Annotated in this window: 24 protein-coding genes; 11 read left to right on the forward strand and 13 right to left on the reverse strand. The window is 67.7% G+C overall.

The features are described from left to right. Nucleotides 1-498, forward strand: a 498-nt coding sequence (locus EPO55_RS25325) for an NAD(P)-dependent oxidoreductase (protein ID WP_296340326.1), incomplete at its 5' end; no start/stop codon positions are given. On the opposite strand, the gene EPO55_RS25330 is transcribed toward EPO55_RS25325, so the two are convergent. Together EPO55_RS25330 and EPO55_RS25335 are read right to left on the reverse strand one after the other, a co-directional pair. Then, nucleotides 485-655, reverse strand: a complete 171-nt coding sequence (locus tag EPO55_RS25330) for a hypothetical protein (protein WP_296340328.1) — start codon at nucleotides 653-655, stop codon at nucleotides 485-487. The two genes, EPO55_RS25325 and EPO55_RS25330, sit on opposite strands and share 14 nt — an antisense overlap. A 4-nt stretch (nucleotides 656-659) precedes the next feature. Further along, complete coding sequence (locus EPO55_RS25335; RefSeq protein WP_296340329.1) at nucleotides 660-2,282, reverse strand: thiamine pyrophosphate-dependent enzyme; 1,623 nt, start codon at nucleotides 2,280-2,282, stop codon at nucleotides 660-662. Nucleotides 2,283-2,327: 45 nt separating this feature from the next. Here EPO55_RS25335 and EPO55_RS25340 point away from each other — a divergent pair, with 45 nt between their 5' ends. Together EPO55_RS25340 and EPO55_RS25345 are read left to right on the forward strand one after the other, a co-directional pair. Continuing rightward, the gene (locus EPO55_RS25340; protein ID WP_296340330.1) at nucleotides 2,328-2,981 is read left to right on the forward strand and encodes an ElyC/SanA/YdcF family protein; all 654 of its coding nucleotides are present in this window, start codon (nucleotides 2,328-2,330) and stop codon (nucleotides 2,979-2,981) included. A 41-nt stretch (nucleotides 2,982-3,022) separates the two neighbouring features. After that, entirely contained in the window at nucleotides 3,023-3,538 is a 516-nt protein-coding gene (locus tag EPO55_RS25345) for a tetratricopeptide repeat protein (protein ID WP_296340333.1), read from the forward strand. A gap of 20 nt (nucleotides 3,539-3,558) precedes the next feature. Here EPO55_RS25345 and EPO55_RS25350 read toward each other — a convergent pair whose 3' ends face one another. Beyond that, nucleotides 3,559-4,554 carry an NAD(P)-dependent oxidoreductase gene (locus EPO55_RS25350; RefSeq protein ID WP_296340335.1) on the reverse strand — a complete coding sequence of 332 codons (996 nt, stop codon included), beginning with the start codon at nucleotides 4,552-4,554 and terminating at the stop codon, nucleotides 3,559-3,561. 145 nt (nucleotides 4,555-4,699) lie between these two features. On the opposite strand from EPO55_RS25350, the gene EPO55_RS25355 reads away from it, so the two are divergent. Genes EPO55_RS25355 through EPO55_RS25375 form a run of 5 tightly spaced genes read left to right on the forward strand, consistent with a single transcriptional unit; the run spans nucleotide 4,700 to nucleotide 8,762 of the window. Further along, a complete protein-coding gene (locus EPO55_RS25355) occupies nucleotides 4,700-5,851 on the forward strand; it encodes a Re/Si-specific NAD(P)(+) transhydrogenase subunit alpha (RefSeq protein ID WP_296340336.1) in 1,152 nt (383 codons plus the stop codon). A 10-nt stretch (nucleotides 5,852-5,861) separates the two neighbouring features. After that, entirely contained in the window at nucleotides 5,862-6,287 is a 426-nt protein-coding gene (locus EPO55_RS25360; protein WP_296340337.1) for an NAD(P) transhydrogenase subunit alpha, read from the forward strand. Nucleotides 6,288-6,306: 19 nt separating this feature from the next. After that, nucleotides 6,307-7,716, forward strand: a complete 1,410-nt coding sequence (locus EPO55_RS25365; RefSeq protein WP_296340438.1) for an NAD(P)(+) transhydrogenase (Re/Si-specific) subunit beta — start codon at nucleotides 6,307-6,309, stop codon at nucleotides 7,714-7,716. Nucleotides 7,717-7,776: 60 nt separating this feature from the next. Continuing rightward, nucleotides 7,777-8,397 (forward strand): HAD family hydrolase, encoded by a 621-nt coding sequence (locus EPO55_RS25370; protein ID WP_296340339.1) that lies wholly within the window; start codon nucleotides 7,777-7,779, stop codon nucleotides 8,395-8,397. After that, nucleotides 8,394-8,762, forward strand: a complete 369-nt coding sequence (locus tag EPO55_RS25375) for a DUF805 domain-containing protein (RefSeq protein ID WP_296340340.1) — start codon at nucleotides 8,394-8,396, stop codon at nucleotides 8,760-8,762. The genes EPO55_RS25370 and EPO55_RS25375 overlap by 4 nt, the downstream gene beginning before the upstream one ends. Here EPO55_RS25375 and EPO55_RS25380 read toward each other — a convergent pair. Both EPO55_RS25380 and rpsU read right to left on the reverse strand, forming a co-directional pair. Continuing rightward, a complete protein-coding gene (locus tag EPO55_RS25380) occupies nucleotides 8,756-10,264 on the reverse strand; it encodes an amidohydrolase (RefSeq protein ID WP_296340342.1) in 1,509 nt (502 codons plus the stop codon). The two genes, EPO55_RS25375 and EPO55_RS25380, sit on opposite strands and share 7 nt — an antisense overlap. Before the next feature lie 91 nt (nucleotides 10,265-10,355). After that, entirely contained in the window at nucleotides 10,356-10,559 is a 204-nt protein-coding gene (gene rpsU / locus EPO55_RS25385; RefSeq protein WP_020696578.1) for a 30S ribosomal protein S21, read from the reverse strand. Nucleotides 10,560-10,685: 126 nt separating this feature from the next. On the opposite strand from rpsU, the gene EPO55_RS25390 reads away from it, so the two are divergent. After that, nucleotides 10,686-11,339 carry a COQ9 family protein gene (locus EPO55_RS25390; RefSeq protein WP_296340343.1) on the forward strand — a complete coding sequence of 218 codons (654 nt, stop codon included), beginning with the start codon at nucleotides 10,686-10,688 and terminating at the stop codon, nucleotides 11,337-11,339. Here the strand turns inward: EPO55_RS25390 and EPO55_RS25395 are convergent. From EPO55_RS25395 to EPO55_RS25405, 3 genes are all read right to left on the reverse strand, one after another. Beyond that, entirely contained in the window at nucleotides 11,293-12,390 is a 1,098-nt protein-coding gene (locus tag EPO55_RS25395) for a 5-(carboxyamino)imidazole ribonucleotide synthase (RefSeq protein WP_296340344.1), read from the reverse strand. The genes EPO55_RS25390 and EPO55_RS25395 overlap by 47 nt on opposite strands. A gap of 264 nt (nucleotides 12,391-12,654) precedes the next feature. Next, nucleotides 12,655-13,188: a 5-(carboxyamino)imidazole ribonucleotide mutase gene (gene purE, locus EPO55_RS25400; protein ID WP_296340345.1), complete on the reverse strand. Its 534-nt coding sequence runs from the start codon at nucleotides 13,186-13,188 to the stop codon at nucleotides 12,655-12,657. A gap of 20 nt (nucleotides 13,189-13,208) precedes the next feature. Next, complete coding sequence (locus EPO55_RS25405; protein WP_296340347.1) at nucleotides 13,209-13,430, reverse strand: DUF465 domain-containing protein; 222 nt, start codon at nucleotides 13,428-13,430, stop codon at nucleotides 13,209-13,211. Between the two features lie 93 nt (nucleotides 13,431-13,523). Here EPO55_RS25405 and EPO55_RS25410 point away from each other — a divergent pair, with 93 nt between their 5' ends. Next, nucleotides 13,524-14,108, forward strand: coding sequence for a TIGR02444 family protein (locus EPO55_RS25410; RefSeq protein ID WP_296340349.1), 585 nt, complete (start codon nucleotides 13,524-13,526; stop codon nucleotides 14,106-14,108). Here EPO55_RS25410 and EPO55_RS25415 read toward each other — a convergent pair. Then, nucleotides 14,105-14,671: a UbiX family flavin prenyltransferase gene (locus tag EPO55_RS25415; protein ID WP_296340350.1), complete on the reverse strand. Its 567-nt coding sequence runs from the start codon at nucleotides 14,669-14,671 to the stop codon at nucleotides 14,105-14,107. The genes EPO55_RS25410 and EPO55_RS25415 overlap by 4 nt on opposite strands. A gap of 111 nt (nucleotides 14,672-14,782) precedes the next feature. On the opposite strand from EPO55_RS25415, the gene EPO55_RS25420 reads away from it, so the two are divergent. Beyond that, nucleotides 14,783-14,959, forward strand: coding sequence for a YdcH family protein (locus EPO55_RS25420; RefSeq protein WP_296340352.1), 177 nt, complete (start codon nucleotides 14,783-14,785; stop codon nucleotides 14,957-14,959). A gap of 18 nt (nucleotides 14,960-14,977) precedes the next feature. Here the strand turns inward: EPO55_RS25420 and EPO55_RS25425 are convergent, their stop codons facing one another. The 4 genes from EPO55_RS25425 to EPO55_RS25440 form a co-directional block, all read right to left on the reverse strand. Further along, nucleotides 14,978-15,286: a hypothetical protein gene (locus tag EPO55_RS25425; RefSeq protein WP_296340354.1), complete on the reverse strand. Its 309-nt coding sequence runs from the start codon at nucleotides 15,284-15,286 to the stop codon at nucleotides 14,978-14,980. Then, nucleotides 15,270-15,995, reverse strand: a complete 726-nt coding sequence (locus EPO55_RS25430) for an AzlC family ABC transporter permease (protein ID WP_296340355.1) — start codon at nucleotides 15,993-15,995, stop codon at nucleotides 15,270-15,272. Before EPO55_RS25430 ends, EPO55_RS25425 begins: the two co-directional genes overlap by 17 nt. A 68-nt stretch (nucleotides 15,996-16,063) precedes the next feature. Further along, on the reverse strand, nucleotides 16,064-17,410 hold the full coding sequence (locus EPO55_RS25435) for an SrfA family protein (protein ID WP_296340357.1): 1,347 nt from the start codon (nucleotides 17,408-17,410) through the stop codon (nucleotides 16,064-16,066). 60 nt (nucleotides 17,411-17,470) lie between these two features. Beyond that, complete coding sequence (locus EPO55_RS25440; RefSeq protein WP_296340440.1) at nucleotides 17,471-19,099, reverse strand: acyl-CoA synthetase; 1,629 nt, start codon at nucleotides 19,097-19,099, stop codon at nucleotides 17,471-17,473. Nucleotides 19,100-19,234 lie beyond the last annotated feature (135 nt).

Here is a 19,234-nt window from a genome sequence, read left to right on the forward strand (position 1 = left end):
CAGCCGCGCAACATCTACGGCGTCACCAAGCTCGCCGCCGAGGAGCTGTGCCGGCTGTTCAATCATCTGCACAAGCTGCCGATCCTGGTGCTGCGCACGGCGCGCTTCTTCCCCGAGGAAGACGACATGGCCCACGCCATCGCCCAGTCGGGCGAGAACACCAAGGCCAACGAATTCCTGTTCCGAAGGCTCTCGGTCGAGGACGCGGCCGAAGCCCATGTCGTGGCGCTGGCCAAGGCCAGGGACATCGGCTTCGACACTTTCATCGTCTCGGCGATGACGCCGTTCTCACCCTCGGACGGTCCCGCGCTGATCGCCGACGCGCCGTCGGTCGTCGCGCGCTATTTCCCGGAGTATCGCAAGCTCTACGAGGCGCGCGGCTGGACGATGTTCGCCTCGATCGACCGCGTCTACGATTCGAGCAAGGCGTCGCGCGTGCTGGGCTTCACCTGCCGTACGAACTTCCGGCAGGTCCTGGAAGCGCTCAGGCCAACATGAGAACGACGGAATAGAGAACGACCAGGGTACCGAGGCCGAGCAGGGTCACCAGGATCACGGCAACGACCTTGTTCCAGCGGCCGGGGGCCCTGGGCAGAGCGTAGCCGAGGACCGCGACGGCAATCGCCCAGGCGATGAGCCAGTACCAGTCCTTCATCCGGTCATCTCACCTTGGGCATCATGATCATGTCCCATGGGCTCGGTACATCGCCGTGCGGCACCCACACGAGCGCCGGCGCATTGAGCGCAAAGGCCTTGTGCAGGGCGTCCTCGAGCTGCCTGGGATCGGTCGCCTTGAACGAGGCGATGCCGAAGCTATCGGCGAGCTTGCCGAAATCCGGGTTCTGCAGGTCCGAGGCGATCAGGCGGTTGCCGTAGTGCTGCTGCTGGATGCGCTTCACGTTGCCGAAGGCGCCGTTGTCGAAGACCACGACCACGACCGCGAGATTGTGGCGCGCCGCGGTCGCGAGCTCGCCGATCTGGTACATGAAGCCGCCGTCGCCGGCGATCGCCAGCACCTTCCTGTGCGGCATCGCCGCCTTGGCGCCCAGCGCCGTGCCGAACCCCCAGCCGAGATTGTCCTGGTAGCCGGGCGAGAGATAGGTGCGCGGCTTTTCGATCGGCAGCGCGACCCTGGAGGCGAAGCCCATCTGCGAGACCTCGTCGACGAAGATGCCGTCCTCCGGCAGCGCGGCGCGGATCGCCTTCAGGAATCCGACTTGAGGTTCAAGCCGCGACAGCCGTTCGGCGAACCAGGCGCGGTGGCCCTTCAATTCTTCGGCGCGCGAGGTCCGTGCGCGGTTGTGCTTCGGCAGCGCGGCGATCAGGGCGCGCAATTGGATGGCGGCATCGCCCACCAGCGCGACGTCGGGTTTGCGGAAACGGTCGGGTTCGTCGGGATCGATGTCGAGGCGCACGACTTTCAGGTTCTTGTCGACGCCCCAGCTGCCGTTCTGGATGAAGAAGCGCGTGCCGATCGCCAGCACGGCGTCGGCGTCCTTCCACAGGCGATGGCCGACCGGCATGTCGACGGCCAGACGATGCGAGCTCGGCACGACGCCGCGGCCGCGGCGGTAGGAGCTGACCGGCGCCTCGAGCAGCTCGGCGAGGGCGATCACTTCGGCGCTGGCGTCGAGCGCGCCGCCGCCCACCACGATGATGGGACGTTCGGCGGCGCCCAGGATCTTTGCCGCCGCCGTGATCGCCCCGTCGTCGATCGCCTCGACTGGTAATGGCAGAGGCGAGGCGGGCAGGGTGACGTCGGCGCGTTTGGCCCAGGTATCGAGCGCGCATTCCAGTGCGACGGGGCGTGGGCGGCCCGAGGTCGCTTGCCAGATCGCCTGGCTTACCAAAGTCGGCGCTTCCTGCGGGCTCCTGATGCGCTCGGCCCACTTGGTGATGTGACGCATCATGCCGAGCTGGTCGTGGATTTCGTGCAGATGGCCGTGGCCGCGATCGATGTCGGCCTGCGGGATCTGGCCGATCAGGCCGATCACGGGGGCATTCATGCCGTAGGCGGTGAGGAGCGCGGCTCCGGCGTTCAGCATGCCGGGGCCGGGCACCACGGCGAAGGCCTGCGGCTTGCCGGTGACCAGCGCGGCGCCCAGCGCCATGTAGGCCGCGGTCTGCTCGTGGCGCGGATGGATCACGCGCAGGCGATCAGCCGCGTGGTAGAAGGCGTCGAACAGGGGATCGTTGTGCAGGCCGGGCAGGGCATAGACCGTGTCGAGGCCATGGCGCAGGAGGGTTTCGACGGTGGCTTCGGCGGTGCTGAGACGTGGCATGGCGATGATCTATAGGCCGCGCGACAGGCGATCAAGGCGGGCGGCATGCGCCTGATCCTCTACGTTGCCCTGCGGGTCGCGGCCGTCGCGCTGATGGCGGCAGCACTTGCCTGGTACGCCGAGCGCCGGCTCGATCGCGCCGCCGAAGCGAAGTCCTTCTCCGACGTCGGCAAGGTACCTGCGGTCGACGTGGCGCTGGTGCTGGGCACGGCGCCGATCGGACCGGAGGGCGGGCCCAACCGCTATTTCGTCTATCGCCTCGATGCGGCAGCGGCGCTCTATAAGGCCGGCAAGGCCAAATACTTCATCGTGAGCGGCACGCGCGAGGGCCGCTACGACGAACCGACCGCAATGCGCGCCGGCCTGATCGAGCGCGGCGTGCCGGCCAAGGCGATCTATCGCGATTTCGGCGGCGACCGCACGCTCGATTCGATCGTCCGAGCGCGGCGGGTCTATGGCCAGACGCGGCTCATCATCGTCTCGCAACGCTTTCATCTCAGTCGCGCGCTGTTCCTGGCCCTTCACGAGGGCATCGACGCCCGCGGCTTCGAGGCCCGCGACGTCGATCAGCCCTACAGCATTTTCACAGAACTCCGCCGCTACCCCTCGGCCATGCGCGCCTACTGGGACGTGTGGAACGGCATGCGGGCCGAGGACGTCGGCAAGCCGGTACGGATCGGAGTCGATCCGGCGGAGTAGGGAGGAAATGGGCGTCGAGGTTCTGGCGCAGGCGCACGGTCATGTGGCGCTTCGCTTGCTGTGGCATTCGCCTTGGGGCAGTCTTCCAGTTCGTCGGCGGCTTCCCTACCCACGGCTGGACGCGGGGACGAGCGATGTCGAAAAGAAGACGATTGGCGGGATGCGCGGCGGCCCTGATGGCGATTGCCGGATCGGCTGGCGTGGCCAGTGCTCAAAGCCGGCAGGAAACAGAATGGTGCGGCGGAAGAGACGGCGCCTCACCAAACGGCAAAGCCTCGCCAGACCAGATGATCCGCGGCTGCACCGCTGAAATCCAGTCGGGCAAGCACAAGGGAGCAGTTCTCGCCGCCGCCATTTACAATCGCGGCGTTGGCTACTTGAAAAAGGGCGACTACGAGCGCGCTATCCAGGACTTCGATCAGGCGCTCAGGCTCACTCCGAAGGATGCGGATGTACTCTACAACCGCGGCGTTGCGAAAGCGAAGAAGGGCGACAAGATTGGCGGCGAGGCCGATCGGGCGGCGGCCAAGCGTATAAACCCGAACGTCGACCGTTAATCCACTGCGCCCAGTCTCCCCTATCGCAGTCGACCTGCCGGAGCAGCCGCCATGTCGCGCAACTCGGGCACCGGCGAGACCACCGGCTTGCCGGCGAAATGGGCGTCGAGGTTCTGGCGCACCAGCGAAGTCATGCGGCGCTGGGCGTGTTCGGTGCCGCCGCCGAAATGCGGCGTCATCACCAGATTGTCCAGGGGCAGAAGTTCCGTGCCCTCGTAGGGCTCCTCGTCGAACACGTCGAGCGCGGCACCCTCGATCACGTTGGTGCGCAGGGCTTCTGCCAGTGCCGCCTCGTCGACCGCCCAGCCGCGGCTGATGTTGACCAGATGGCCGCGCGGACCCAGCGCCTTCAGCACCTCGGCGTTGATGATGTGCTTGTTGGAGGCGTCCGAGCGCAGGCAGACGACGAGGTAGTCGGCCCAGGTCGCGAGCGCCATGACGTTGGGGAAATAGGCGAAGTCGACGTCGCCGCGCTTGTTGCGGTTGCAGTAGCCGATCTCGAGGTCGAAGCCCTTGGCGCGCTTCGCCAGCTCCATGCCGATGGCGCCCAGCCCCAGGATGCCGAGCTTGCCGCCGGTCATGCCGGCGATGGCGCCGAAGCGGTTGGGGATGCGCTTGGTCCAGTCGCCGCGTCGGATCATCTTGTCGGCGCGCACGATGCGCCGCGTCGAGGCGAGCAGCACGCCGAAGGCCATCTCGGCGACGTCTGGCGCGTTGGCGTCGGCGCCGTGGGTGACCATGATGTTGCGCCTGCGGGCGGCCGCGAGATCGACCCGCTCGTAGCCGGTGCCGTAGCAGCAGAACAGCGAGAGGCGGGGCAGCGCCGCCATCAGGGCATCGGACAGGCCGACGCTGCCGGTGCTGACGATCGCCTGCACGTCGGCGGCTGCGGCACGCGGCACCAGGGCCGGGTCGGGCTTGTCCATGTGTCCCGCGATCTCGTAGTTCTCGGAGAACGCGGCCAGGGTGGTCTTGGTGAAGTGGAAACCGGTGAGAATGACGGGACGCTGGGCCATGTTTTCCAGTATCACGCGCCTGCCGTGGCGGTAAATCGTGCTTTACCACGCGGCGAAAAACCGGCTTGGCAAAGAACGGCACGCTGTGCATGGTGCGGCGCACTACCGGCTATTTCGCGTCTCCAACCGACCCAAAAAGCGCTCCATGAAAATCGCCATTCTCAAAGAACGCCGGCCGCATGAGACCCGCGTGGCCGCGACCCCCGAGACCGTCAAGAAGCTGAAGGCGCTGGGTGCGGAAGAGATCGTGATCGAGGCCGGGGCCGGCCTCGCTGCCGCCTACACCGACGAAGCCTATGCCGAGGCCGGGGCAAACATCGTGCCGGACGCCGCCGCCGCCGTGGCCGCCGCCGATGTCGTCTTCAAGATCCAGCGCCCGATGTCGGCCGCCGAGGGAATCGACGAGATGGCGCTGCTGCGGAGCGGCCAGACCCTGATGTCGCCGCTCGGTGCGCTCAACAACAAGGAACTGGTCCAGGCGCTGGCGTCGAAGGGCGTGACGTCGTTCGCCCTCGAACTGATCCCGCGCATCACGCGCGCCCAGTCGATGGATATCCTCTCCTCGCAGGCCAACCTCGCGGGCTACAAGGCGGTCCTGCTGGCGGCCAACAATTTCGGCCGCATCTTTCCGCAGATGATGACGCCGGGCGGCACCTTGGCGCCGGCGCGCGCCTTCATCATGGGCGTGGGCGTGGCCGGCCTGCAGGCGATCGCCACGGCGCGGCGGCTGGGTGCCATCGTGACGGCGACCGACGTGCGCCCCGCGACCAAGGAGCAGGTCCAGTCGCTGGGCGCCAAGTTCGTGGCCGTCGAGGACGAGGAATTCAAGGCGGCCGAGACGTCGGGCGGCTACGCCAAGGAGATGAGCGCGGAGTATCGCGCCAAGCAGGCGGCCCTGGTCGCCGAGCACATTGCCAAGCAGGACATCGTGGTCACCACGGCGTTGATCCCCGGCCGCAAGGCGCCGGTGCTGGTCACCGAGGACATGGTGAAGACCATGAAGCCGGGCTCCGTGATCGTCGACATGGCGGTCGAGCAGGGCGGCAACTGCCCGCTGTCGGAGTTCGGCAAGGTGGTCGAGAAGTACGGTGTGAAGATCGTCGGCCCCGCCAATCTGCCGGGTGAGCTCGCGACCGACTCCTCGGCGCTGTTCGCGCGCAACCTGCTGAACTTCATCACGCCCATGGTCGACAAGGAGACCAAGGCGCTGAAAATCGATCTCACCGACGAAGTGGTGAAGGGCACGCTGGTGACGCAGGGCGGCCAGATCGTGCACCCCTCGCTCAGCCAGACCTAGGAGCCGGCTCATGAACGACAAATTGGCAGGCGAGGCGGCCAAACTCGCGACCCAGGCACAGGAACTGGCCACCAACCTCAAGGCCGTGGCGCAGCAGGTCACCGACGTCGCTGCCCAGAGCACGCTGGCGCTGCCCGACGGCCATATGCCGTTCGTGGCGCTGCTCACCATCTTCGCGCTGGCCTGCTTCATCGGCTACTACGTGGTGTGGCGGGTGACGCCGGCGCTGCATTCGCCGCTGATGGCCGTCACCAACGCCATATCGTCGGTGATCATCGTCGGTGCGCTGCTGGCCGCCGGCCTGAAGGGCCTGGGCGCCGCCCAGCTGTTCGGCGCCATCGCCGTGGCGCTGGCCGCCGTCAACATCTTCGGCGGGTTCATCGTCACGCACCGCATGCTGTCGATGTTCAAGAAGAAACAGCCGGTCAAGAAGTAGGCAGGGGACAAGAGGGATGATCACCCAGGAACTGGCCGCCTACGGCTATCTGTTTTCGGCCATCTGCTTCATCATGGCGCTGCGCGGGCTTTCCTCGCCGGTGACGTCGCGCCAGGGCAACCTGTTCGGCATCGTCGGCATGGTGGTGGCGATCGGCGTCACCGTGGCGACCCCGGGCGTGGTCTCGCCGTGGCTGATCGTGGGCGGCCTGGTGGTGGGCGGCGCGGTCGGCGCGGTCGTCGCCTGGCGCATCCAGATGACGGCGCTGCCGCAACTCGTGGCCGCCTTCCATTCGCTGGTCGGCCTCGCGGCAGTGTTCGTGGCGGCGGCCGCGTTCGTCTCGCCCGACGCCTTCGGCATCGGCTCGCCGGGCAAGATCAAGATGCACAGCCTGATCGAGATGGGGCTGGGCACCGTGATCGGCGCCATCACCTTCACCGGTTCGATCGTGGCCTTCGCCAAGCTGCAGGGCCTGGTGTCGGGTGCGCCACTGATGTTCCGCGGCCAGCATCTGCTCAACGCGCTGATCGGCATCGCCATCGCCGTCCTGCTGGTGTGGTTCGCCTGGAAGGGCGGCCATCCCATGGTCTTCATCCTGCTGATCGTGCTGTCGCTGGCGCTGGGCTTCCTGCTCATTCTGCCGATTGGCGGCGCCGACATGCCGGTCGTGGTGTCGATGCTCAACTCCTACTCGGGCTGGGCGGCGGCCGGCATCGGCTTCACGCTCGGCAACACGGCACTGATCGTGACCGGCGCGCTGGTCGGCTCCTCGGGCGCGATCCTGAGCTACATCATGTGCAAGGGCATGAACCGCTCGATCTTCAACGTGATCCTGGGCGGCTTCGGCACCGACAGTTCGGCGGCGGGCGTCGCGCACGCCAAGAACGACAAGCCGGTCAAGGCGGGCTCGGCCGAGGATGCGGCCTTCCTGATGAAGAATGCGGGCTCGGTGATCATCGTGCCGGGCTACGGCATGGCGGTGGCGCAGGCCCAGCACACGCTGCGCGAGATGGCCGACATCCTGAAGAAGAACGGCGTCACGGTGCGCTATGCCATCCATCCGGTGGCCGGCCGCATGCCGGGCCACATGAATGTGCTCCTCGCGGAAGCAAACGTGCCCTACGACGAGGTCTTTGAGTTGGACGACATCAACCGCGACTTCGCCTCGACCGACGTCGCCTTCGTGATCGGCGCCAACGACGTCACCAACCCGGCGGCCAAGACCGATCCGACGAGCGCGATCTACGGCATGCCGATCCTCGACGTCGAGAAGGCACAGACCGTGCTGTTCGTGAAGCGCGGCATGGCCTCGGGCTATGCCGGCGTCGACAACGAGCTGTTCTTCCGCGACAACACCATGATGCTCTTCGCCGACGCCAAGGTGATGTGCGAGAACATCGTGAAGGCGCTGGAAGGCTCGAGCCACTAGTTGTCATCGCGGGCGGAGTAGTCTCCGCCCTGGAGCGTAGCGAAGGACCTTTCGCTCAGGATGACAATCAAGGCAATCCTCTTCGACATCGGCGGCGCCGTCGACCTCGAGTTCGCGCGCGAGATGGCGCTGGACGGCGCTATCGCCTCGGCCTGCGGGCTGGAGGGCGTGCGGGTCGACCAGGCGATGGTCGAGGAAGCCTCGGACCAGGCGGTCGCGGCCTTCGCACCTGATCTTCAACGCCACATGATCGAGGCGCTGTGCGGGGCTGAGCCGGCAACGGTGGCGCGCGTGCGGCATCGGGTCGAGGCGATGACCGGCAATCTCGACGTCTTCCAGCTTCGTCCCGGCATGGACGAGCTGCTGCGGCGCCTGGCGGCGCGCGGGCTTGCGCTCGGCGCCCTCGGATGTCCGCCCGAGCGGCTGGTGCGGGCCGGCATCGCCGCCCTGTTCACGGCGACTCTCGATCTTCCGCCGCCGGCCTGTATCCTGGTGGGCGACCGGCTCGACAAGGACATCGCGCCGGCGAAGGCGGCCGGCATGGCGACGATCCAGTTCCGCAGCGGCCGCTATCGCCGCCAGCGGCCACGCTCGGAGGCCGAGACGCCCGACGCCGTGGCGACCGACGTGCCGGAACTCGAAGCGGCGATCACTGCTTTGATGGAAAGGAAAGTGCGATGAACCTTCCAGCCGCCGTGAAGAGCTGCTTCGCCAAGTACGCGATCTTCGATGGCAGGGCGTCCCGGTCGGAGTACTGGTACTTCCAGCTCTTCGTCCATGTCGTGCTCGCTGTGCTCGTGGTCCTGGTGCCGATCGTGCCCGATATGGCGACGGCTGTCGGCGTTGCTGGTTGCGTCTTCTATCTCTTCATCTGGCTGCCCAGTCTCGCGGCGGCCGTGCGGCGGCTCCACGACAGGAACAGGTCCGGCTGGCATTACTTGTGGGTGCTCGTCCCGTTCGGCGCGATCGCCGTGCTGATCTGGCTCTGCCAGGAGGGCATCGAGGGCGACAATCGTTTCGGCCCCGATCCCCTGGCTGCTCAATGAGCGTGATGATGGCTGGCGCCGTAGCGATGGATGTGCAGCGGCGCCTTGGCGAGGCCGGGGCAGAAGGTGCCGACGACCTTCTCGAGCCGGTCGTAGAGCTTCTTGGCCGGTGCCGTGATCTTCTCGCGCCTCATGCGTGAGGCTTCGGCCTTGGCGGCCAGCGCCGCAAGATCAACCGTGAGCAGCCTGCGGTTCTCCACGACCATGCGGCCGCCGATCATCACCGAATGGACGCCGGTGCCGTCCTCGGTGTGGACCAGCGCATTGACCGGATCGTTCATCGGGATCCAGTTGATGTGGTGGAGGTCGAGGAAGACGATGTCGGCCTTGTAGCCCGGCGCGATCCGGCCGATCTGCTTCTCCATGCCGAGCGCCCGCGCGCTGCCCTCGGTGGCGGCGAGAAGCGCCTCCTTGGTGGTGAGCCACTTCTGCCAGTCCGGGCCCTGGACCTTGGAGGCGAGCGAGGCCAGCCGCATGGCCTCGTACATGTTCTGATTGTCGGCGCAGTTGGCGCCGTCGGTGCCGACGCCGACGTTCACCTTGCGGTTCAGCATGCCGCGCACGTCGGCGAGGCCGCTGCCCAGGCGCATGTTTGAGCCCGGATTGTGCGCGACAGAGGCGCCGCGATCGCCCAGCCGTTTCATATCGTCGTCATCGAGCCAGACGCCGTGCGCCACGGTGAAGCGCTCGTTCACCAGGCCGAGCTCGTCCATGTGGGCGGCGAGAGTGCTGCCATAACGCTTGTAACCCGCCACGACCTGCACTTTCGATTCGGCGACATGGCTGTGGATGCCGACGTCGTACTCGCGGGCGAGATCGCGGCAGGCGATCAGGAAATCGTCGGTGCAGTGGTGCGGAATGGTGGGGGCGACTGCCAGTGCCACCTTCTCGAACGGCCATTTCTGCAGCGCCTTGCGGATCTGGCGGGCAGTGGCTTTCCACGGCGCCAGCCTGAAACTCTCGACCTCCTTCTGCAGCGACGGCGACAGGCGCTCCATCAGGCCGGGGATGGCCTCGAAGAAGGAGAGGTCGGCCACCATCGGCGCCAGCACGGCGCGCATGCCGACCTCCTCGTAGGCCTTGGCCATGGCCGAGAGACCGTCGACCGAGGGCAGGGGGAATTCGGCGGCGAGGTCATAGGCCGCGGTACAGCCCTTCATCACCATCTCGGCGGCGCCGATCATGGCCGAGAGATGCTTGTCCTCGAGCGTGCGGCCGCCGCCGATCCATGGGCTGGCCGTCAGCAGCAGTTCCAGCGACCAGAGATCGCCCAGGCCCTTGCCGAGGTTGCCCGGCCCGTGGGTGTGGGCGTTGATCAGGCCGGGATGCATCAGCCGGTGCCTGGCGTCGATCACGGTGGCGCCGGCGGGGGCGGCGAGGCCGGGCCGTCCGATCTCGGCGATGGTGTCGCCCTTGATCAGGATGTCGGCGGGTGCGGCCTTGCGCTTGGCGATGTCGAGGAGCCTGCCGCCGCGGATGATGGTGAAGGGAGGTTTGGCCATGGCATCAGTCTCGCAAGCCTGATGCCAATGTGGCCACAAACAAAAACCCCCGGACATGCCGGGGGTCGTCGTTCGGTTCAGAGGGGCAGGGCTAGTAGCCCTCGCGCTCCATGCGCTTGCGCATCAGCTTGCGCGTGCGGCGGATGGCCTCGGCGCGCTCGCGGGCGCGGCGCTCGGAGGGCTTCTCGTAATTGCGGCGGAGCTTCATCTCGCGGAAGATGCCTTCGCGCTGCATTTTCTTCTTCAGGACGCGCAGCGCCTGATCGACGTTGTTTTCGCGAACGAGAACCTGCACTTCGACCGCTTCCTTCCAAACGTTAAGGGGCCCCGGAAAGCGCTCCCGGGGCCGAATGAGAGGCGCGGTTGGTATCACAGGGGTCGACCCTTGGGAAGCCCTCGCCGGGGGCCTATATTTACCCCTATGGATGACTCAAATAACCCAGAATCTCCGCCGGATGACCCTGACGCCGGCCTGCGCGACCGGCTGGCCGATGCCGTGGCGGCCGAGGCCGCGTTCGAAGGCTGGACGCGGACGGCGCTGGCCGCCGGGGCGCGGCGGCTCGAATTGCCCGCCGGCGAGGCCGACCGGCTGTTTCCCGGCGGCCCGATCCAGGTCCTGACCCATCTCAGCGGCCGCGCCGATCTGCGCACCGTCGAGGACATGGAGAAGGAAGGCGTGGCCGGGATGAAGATCCGCGACCGCATCAAGAGCGCCGTCCGCATCCGCCTCGAGCGGCACGCGGGCGAGCGCGAGGCGGTGCGCCGGGCGCTCGCGGTCCTGTCGCTGCCTTTCAATGCCGGGCTGGCGCTAAAACTGCTCTACAAGACGGTCGATGCCATGTGGTACGCCGCCGGCGATACCAGCACCGATTTCAACTTTTATACCAAGCGCGCCACCCTGGCCGGCGTCTACTCGTCCACGCTGCTCTACTGGCTGAACGACCGGTCGGCCGGCAGCGAGGCGACATGGGCCTTCCTCGACCGGCGCATCGACGACGTGATGAAGATCGAGAAGCTGAAGGCCGAGGTCAGATCCTGGACCGCGGGGCGGCCCAGGTCGGCGTCACGAAAGTGACATGGCCCATCTTGCGGCCGGGGCGGGCCTCGCCCTTGCCGTAAAGGTGCAGGCGCGCCGTCGGGTCGATGAGATAGCGGCCCCAGTCCTTGGCCTCGTCGCCGATCAGGTTCTCCATGCGCGAGGCCGCCAGCACGTCGACCGAACCCAGCGGCAGGCCGCAGACCGCCCGCACGAGCTGCTCGAACTGGCTGGTGACGCAGGCGTCGATCGTCCAGTGACCTGAATTGTGCGGCCTGGGCGCCATCTCGTTGGCGAGCACGCGGCCGTCCCTGGTCACGAACATCTCCAGCGCGACCAGCCCCACCAGTTCGAGGCCGTTGGCCAGCTCGACGCCGAAGCGCTCGGCCGTCGCCAGGATCGCGGCCGGCAGGTTCGAGGGCACGTGGGTGGTGCGCAGGATGCCGCCCTGATGATGGTTGAGGCCGATCGGGAAGCAGCGCGTCGTGCCGTCGAGGCCGCGCGCCACGATGGCCGAGATCTCGCATTGGAAATCGACCAGCGCTTCCAGGATGCACTCCCGCCGTCCGAGCTTCTGCCAGGCCGCCATCAGTTCGGCCCGGGTCGAGACGCGGGCCTGGCCCTTGCCGTCATATCCCTCTGTGCAGGTCTTCAGGACGCCGGGCAGGGTGGTGGCGGTCGCGATGTCGGCGTCGGAGCGGATCGGCTGGTAGTCGGCCGTGCCGATGCCGAGCTTCCTCAGGAAGTCCTTCTCGCGCAGCCGGTGCTGGGCGAAGTGGATCGGCTTCACCCCGGGACGGACCGGCTTCAGCTTCTGGCATTCCACCACCGCGCCCTCGGGCACATTCTCGAACTCGTAGGTGACGACGTCGACCTGGCCTGCGAACCGGGCGAGCGCCGCGGTGTCGTCATAGGCGCCCTGGACGTGGCCGGCCGAGACCTGGGCCGCGATCGAGCCTTCGGCGTTCGGGGCGTAGACGATGCAGCGATAGCCCAGCCGGGCGGCCGCGAGCGCGGTCATGCGGCCCAATTGGCCGCTGCCCAGGATGCCGATGGTCGATCCCGGCGGCAGGGTCCTGGCGGCGTTCATCGATCGGCCCTCTCGGCCCGCTTCGGTGCTTCAGCGCTTGACGCTGAAGCACCTGGACCGATGGGAAAGGGAGGGGACCCGCGCGTGAGCGCGGGGTCGGGCGGGGTAATTCCCCGCCCTGTGGTGAGGTGGGTCATGCGTTCCCGTATTTCTGCCATCTCGACTGTAGTCGACACCACCTCACCCTCCCATCGCTGCCGCGATGGGCCCCGCCCTCTCCCCCGCAGGCGCGGCGGAGAGGGAGCGCATGAGATGATCGAACCATCAGCGGTGGGGTTTGGCGTCGTCGGACGGCATCTTGGCGACGGCTGAAGTCTGGCGACCTCGCCAACGCTCCAGGGCGGCCATAATCTTGACATCGCCAAGACCAACGATGGATGCTGCCAGGAGTGCAGCATTGACCGCTCCGGCGCGCCCGATGGCCAGCGTGCCGACGGGGATGCCGGCCGGCATCTGGACGATGGACAGGAGACTGTCCTGGCCCTTCAGCGCCGCACTTTCGACCGGAACGCCCAGCACCGGCAGCGGTGTCATGGAGGCCGTCATGCCCGGCAGGTGGGCGGCGCCGCCGGCGCCCGCGATGATCACCTTCAGCCCACGGCCCTTGGCCGCCGAGGCGTAGGCCATCATGCGCTTGGGCGTACGGTGGGCGGAAATGATGCGGGCCTCGAACGGCACGCCCAGCGCCTCCAGCGTCTCGGCGGTGTGGTGCATGGTCGCCCAGTCGGACTGGCTGCCCATGATCAGGCCGACCGCCGGCTTGGGCGAGGGGCGGCGTTTGGCGGTTTTTCTGGCCATGTTTCGCTCGGGGGCTTTTCTCAGGCGATGATATCGGGAATGAGCTGGCTTTCCAGCCTGAGGATCTGGTCCTTGAGACCGAGCTTGCGCTTCTTCAGGCGCTGCAGCTGGAGCTGGTCGAAGGGCGGCTTTTCGATCAGCCGGTCGATGACCTCGTCGAGGTCGCGATGCTCGATCTTCAAGGTTGCGAGCTTGGCCTTGATCGCCTCGGCGTCCAGCGGATCCGACGTTGTGTCGTTCATACTCGGCGCACTCGTCCCCGGCGGGCTGGTCACATCGCTCTGCGCCGTGTACCCCTTCGGCCGCCCGAAGGGAAGTGTCCGAACCCGGCCAACATGTCCGATTTCCTGCCCCATCCGTTCTGGAATTTCTCGCTCGAAATCTACAGCGGCGAGGGTGTGGCCGAGGCCTGCCTCGACCTGCAGGAGCGGCGCGGCTGCGACGTGAACATATTGCTGTTTTGTTGCTGGCTGGGCGCCTCGGGACGGCCGACGCTGACGGCCGACCGGCTGCGCGCGCTACTCTTGGTAAGTGATGCCTGGCAGGCCGAGATCGTGCGCCCGTTGCGCAGCGTCCGGCGGCTGCTGAAGGACCGGCCGTGGCCAGGCGCGCTGCCCGAGACCGTCGACGCCGTGCGCCGCCGCGTGGCCGACGCCGAACTGGCGGCCGAGCACGCCGAGCAGATCAAGCTCGCGAGCCTCCACATGCCGGCGGCCGATCGCGACCGGCCGGTCGAGAAGCGCCTGCGCGCCGCGGTCGGCAATCTCGGCGTCTATGCAGTGTGTCTCGGGGTGGTTCCGGATGCCAAGGACCGAGCCGCCGTGGTGGCGCTGATGGCTGCCACATTCCCTGGCCTGCCGCGCCAGGAGATCGAGCGTACCGTCGGGCCGGTGCCTTCGTCCTCCGCGCCTTCGCGCTAGCTCCAGCGCTTGACCTTGCCGGTGTCGAGATCGAAGAGATCGAGCACGCGACCGACGGTGTGGTCGATGACGTCGTCGAGAGTCTTCGGCCGGTTGTAGAAGGCCGGCACCGGCGGGGCGATGAGGACGCCCATCTCGGCCAGCGTCGCCATGTTGCGCAGGTGAATGGCGTGCAACGGCGTCTCGCGCACCAGCAGCACGAGCTTGCGGCGCTCCTTCAGCACGACGTCGGCGGCGCGGGTCAAGAGGTTGGTCGAGATGCCGCCGGCGATCTCGCCCAGGCTGCGCATCGAACAGGGTGCGACGACCATGCCCAGGGTTCGGAACGAGCCGCTCGACACCGCGGCAGCCAGATCGTCGACGCTGTGGGCGACGTCGGCCAGCTTCCGGACGGCTGCCACCTTCAAGTTGGTCTCGTGGGCCAGCGTCACCTCGGCGGTGCGGGTCATCACCAGATGGGTTTCCACAGGCAGCGGTTTCAGCGCCTCCAGGAGGCGCACGCCGTAGATAACGCCGGAGGCGCCGGAAATGCCGATGACGAGCCGCTTTTTTGGTTCAGACATGCGAACCACCTTACAGGGTTATGCACAGGCCGGGGAGGGCGCTTGATTCAGCGTGACTCGTCCGTAAGTCGGAGTCAGAGTTTGTCGTCCAAACCAGCTCGGAGGTCGCCCATGAGCAGCGTGGACCACATTGAGGCGCTCAAGGCCAAGCACGCTTCCCTTGAGCAAGCGATCAACCAGGAAGTCAAACGGCCGCACCCCGACGACGATGTCGTGTGCAGCCTCAAGAAGCGAAAGCTTCAGATCAAGGACGAGATCAACCGATTGAGTTCGCCGACGTCCCACTGAGGACGTCCGCTCCAGAACTCACGGCAGGCCCGCCCAGCGGGCGAGCGCCACCGCGCCGACGGCGGCGAACAGGCCCGGGGTGAAGCCGCCGGCCGTGCGCGTCACCACCGCGGCCACCACTGCACCGACGACAAAGGCGCCGCCCGACTGCGTGAGCGGCACGACCGCGGCCGAGACCAGCACGGCACCCGGCGCATGATCGAGTACGGCCACGATGAAGCGGTGACGGCCGAGCCAGCGCATGGCGAGGAAGCCGCCGCCCTTGGCCGCCATCGCCGCCAGCGCCATCACCAAGATCGCGATCAGGGTTTCAGGATGGGCCGACATGGCGCTTCCTCGTGTCCCTGAGCGCGCCGAAGAGGCCGCCGGCCAGGCCGCCGATCACGATGTACCAGTTGCCGCCGATCAGCCATCGCGCGGCAAGGGCCGCGGCGATCGCGACCGCCCACGGCGCGAGGTCGGACTTGCCGCGGAACATGATCGCCGCGACGACGACGAAGACGGCGATGCCGACGAAGTCGAGGCCGAGGCGGTACGCCGCGGTCGGGTCCGACAGCACGCCGCCGGCGGCGAGATTGCCCGCCAGGGTCGAGCCCGACCAGATGCAGGCCATGACGAAGCCGCCGCCCAGGACCTTGCCGAGATCGCCCTGGCCGCGCCGGTATTCGGCGATGTTCAATGCCCAGTTCTGGTCGACGGTCGCGTACCAGACTGCCGGCTGCTGCCACCACGGCAGATGTGGCAGGTGCGGCTGCAGGGCCGCGCCCATCACGAAGTAGCGCAGGTTGGCCACGAACACCGACACCGCGAGGGCGATCAGCGGCAGCGGCTGGGCCCAGATGTCGAGCGCCACCATCTGGCTGGTGCCGGCCATCACGGTGAAGCTCATCAAGGTGGTCTCGAAGGCGCTCAGCCCTTTCTGGGCGGCGGCGACGCCGAAGCCGATGCCGAAGGGAAGCGAGGCGAGCCCGGGGAGGATCATCCGGAGCGCGCCCGCCTGGAAGCTCGGCCATGTGACGCGCGCGGACAGGGACATCGCGGCGCACCCTATGGCAGCAGCGCGAGCGGCAGAAACGAGTTTACCTCGTAGGCCCGATACGAAGACTAGTTCAGCTTGTGCAGATTGACCGTCCAGCTCGTCGGCCCGAAGGCGCCGCGCGAACTGCCGCTGCATTGCGCGACATCGTCGGCGCCGCGCTGGCAGGTGAGCTGGTCGGCATACCAGCGCGAGCCGTCGTTGCAGGTCGTGTCGGCGTCGCGCAGGCGCAGCACCGCGCCCTCGAAGCGGCCCTGGGCGCGCGTGCGGCAGGCGGTGCGGCCGCGCCGCCATTCGAGCTGGCCGTTGCCGCTGGCGTCGAAGCAGTAGGACGACACGCCCGCCTGCGCCTGGTTGCGCTCGTGGCGGAAGGGGTCGGTGCGCCAGCAGCCCTGGAGGAACGACATGTTGTTGGTGGGCGCGGGCATACGCAGCCGATCGTCGCCGGGCCGGCGGGTTGGCGCCGGCGGGGTCGGCGGCGGCGTGGGCGCGACCGTTTTCGGCGGCGTGGCGGGCGGGGTCGGTGGTGGCGCGACGGCGACCTGTGGCGGCTTCGGTGCCTCAGGCGGCTTGCAGCTGGCGATGCGCTTCTTCAGCTCGGCCTCGACCAGCGTCAGTTCGACCTGAAGGATCCTGCCCTGCGCGGTTTCGGTCGAAAGAGATGCCTTCAGCAGCGGCAGCGAATCGTGCGGGGCTGGGGGCGCCGGCGGGCGGGGCGGTCCCTCGCGCGTGACGAGCGTCAGCGCAGGATCGACGGGCAAGCAACCGCGCAACAGCCACGCACCGCCCAGAACCATGAGCAGGAGCGGCAGGGCAGCAGCCAGCGCGCGCACCCAGGGAATGACAACTGCCGCGGGCCGCAGCGCCGGCAGCGACGACGGTGGCGGGGGTGACGGCGGAGCGGGCGACGGTTCGAGGACCGAGCGGCGTTGCGGCACCTGCGCGGTGGCGAGCGGCAGCAGCTGGGCGGCGGCCTCTTTCTCATAGCCCCAGGCGACGATGACGGGCCGGTCGCCGACCTGGAAGATGAATGAGGGCGAGGGTGCCCGGGCAGCGAGCTTGAGCGAGAGGCCGACCAGGCCGGTGTCCTCGCGCGAGCCGGTGGAGGCGAGCGTGTCGCCGAGGCGCCGGATCTCGGCCAGGGTGCGCTCGACCTCGGCCAGGATCTCCGTACGGCGCGCCGGCTCAAGCTCATTCACCGGGCGGACGGCACCCGGCCAGCCGGCATGCCAGTCGATCGCCTTGCCATCCTCGTGCGGTTGCGGATCGGCCAGCAGGTCGGCGGCAGCGTCGCCCAGCCTGCGGCGCACCACCCGGCGCAGCTGCGGGGCGGCGTTGTGCAGCGGCTCGCCGCGCACGCCCAGGGGGCGCACGCCGCTTCTTGTCGTGACAACGAGGGTTGAGTCGCCGGGCATCGAAGCGGCGAAAGTAGCGCGGGGATTATGGCGGCGCGATGGTGCCGGCCAGGATATCGGTCAGACCGCCTTGGCCCATTCGCGCAGCACGAATTTCTGCACCTTGCCGGTCGAAGTCATGGGCAGGTCGCGGAACACCACGTGGCGGGGGCACTTGTAGGAGGCGAGGTTGGCGCGGCAGTGGGCGACAATCTCCTCCACCGTCGCCGTGGCCCCCGGTTTCAGCACCACGAAGGCGCAGGGCGTCTCGCCCCACTTCTCGTCGGGCTTGGCCACCACGGCCACGCTGGCGACCGCCGGATGTTCCATGATCGCGCCCTCGACCTCGATGGTCGAGATGTTCTCGCCGCCCGAGATGATGATGTCCTTGGAGCGGTCGCGCAGCTCGATGTAGCCGTCCTCATGCAGCACGCCGAGGTCGCCGGAATGGAACCAGCCGTGCTCGAAGGACTCCTGAGTGGCCTTGGGGTTCTTGAGGTAGCCCTTCATCACCAGATTGCCGCGAAACATCACCTCGCCCATGGTGGCGCCGTCGCGCGGCACTTCCTTCATGGTCACCGGATCCATCACCGTGACGCCGTCCTCGGCAGTGTAGCGCACACCCTGCCGCGCCTTCAGTCGCGCCCGCTCGTGCGAGGGCAGCGAGTCCCAGGCCTCGTGCCAGGAGCAGATCGTGGCCGGGCCGTAGACCTCGGTGAGACCGTAGACATGCGTGACGCGGAAGTTCTCCTTCTCCAGTGCCTCGAGGACGGCGGCGGGCGGCGGAGCGGCCGCGGTCATGAACTCGACCTTGCGCTTGAGCGGCCGGCGCTCCTCCGGTGTGGCGCCGATGATGAACTGCATGATGATCGGCGCGCCGCACATGTGGGTGACGTCGCTGTCGGCCAGTGCATCGAAAATCGTCCGGGCCGACGCGCGGCGCAGGCAGATGCTGGTGCCGGCCACCAGCGCCAGGGTCCAGGGGAAGCACCAGCCGTTGCAGTGGAACATCGGCAGGGTCCAGAGATAGACCGGGTGCAGGCCGATCGGCCATTGCGTGGCGTTGCCGTAGGCCGAGAGCGTGGCGCCGCGATGGCTGAAGACCACGCCCTTGGGGTTGCCGGTGGTGCCCGAGGTGTAGTTGAGGGTGATCGAGTTCCATTCGTCGGCGGGATAGGACCAGGCGTAGTCCGGATCGCCCGTGGCGATGAACTCCTCCCAGGTCGTGTCGCCGATCTGGGCGCGGTCGTCGCAGGCCGGATCGTCGATGTCGACGACCAGCGGCTGGACCTTGGCGATCGCAAGCGCCTCGGTCATGACGCGATGGTATTCGCGGTCGACCAGCAACACCTTGGTCTCGCTGTGGTCGAGGATGAAGGCCAGCATCGCCGCATCGAGGCGGGTGTTGAGCGAGTTCAGCACCGCACCCGTCATCGGCACGCCGAAATGCGCCTCGTACATCTCGGGAATATTGGGCGCCATGATCGCCACCGTATCGCCGACGCCGATGCCGACCCGCTCCAGCGCCGAGGCGAGTCGGCGGCAGCGCATATAAGTCTCGGCCCAGCTCTGGCGGCGTGCGCCGTGCACGAGGGCCACGTGATCGGGATAGACGCTGGCGGTGCGCTCGATGAACTGCATCGGCGTCAGCGCGGCATGGTTGGCGGCGGTCTTGTCGAGGTCGCGTTCGTAGATGTTGTGCGACAGCATCGCCTGCTTGTGCGGAGCGGGACGGGCGCCCGGCATGCGGGCCGCCGACGGGCGGCTCTTGACCGATCGTCGCAGCGCCGGCCGCGCCAGCGGCTTGGGCGGCAGCGACTTCTTCGCTGCGGGTTTCGCGGCGCG

The organism is Reyranella sp., assembly GCF_004296935.1.
Classification (GTDB): domain Bacteria; phylum Pseudomonadota; class Alphaproteobacteria; order Reyranellales; family Reyranellaceae; genus Reyranella.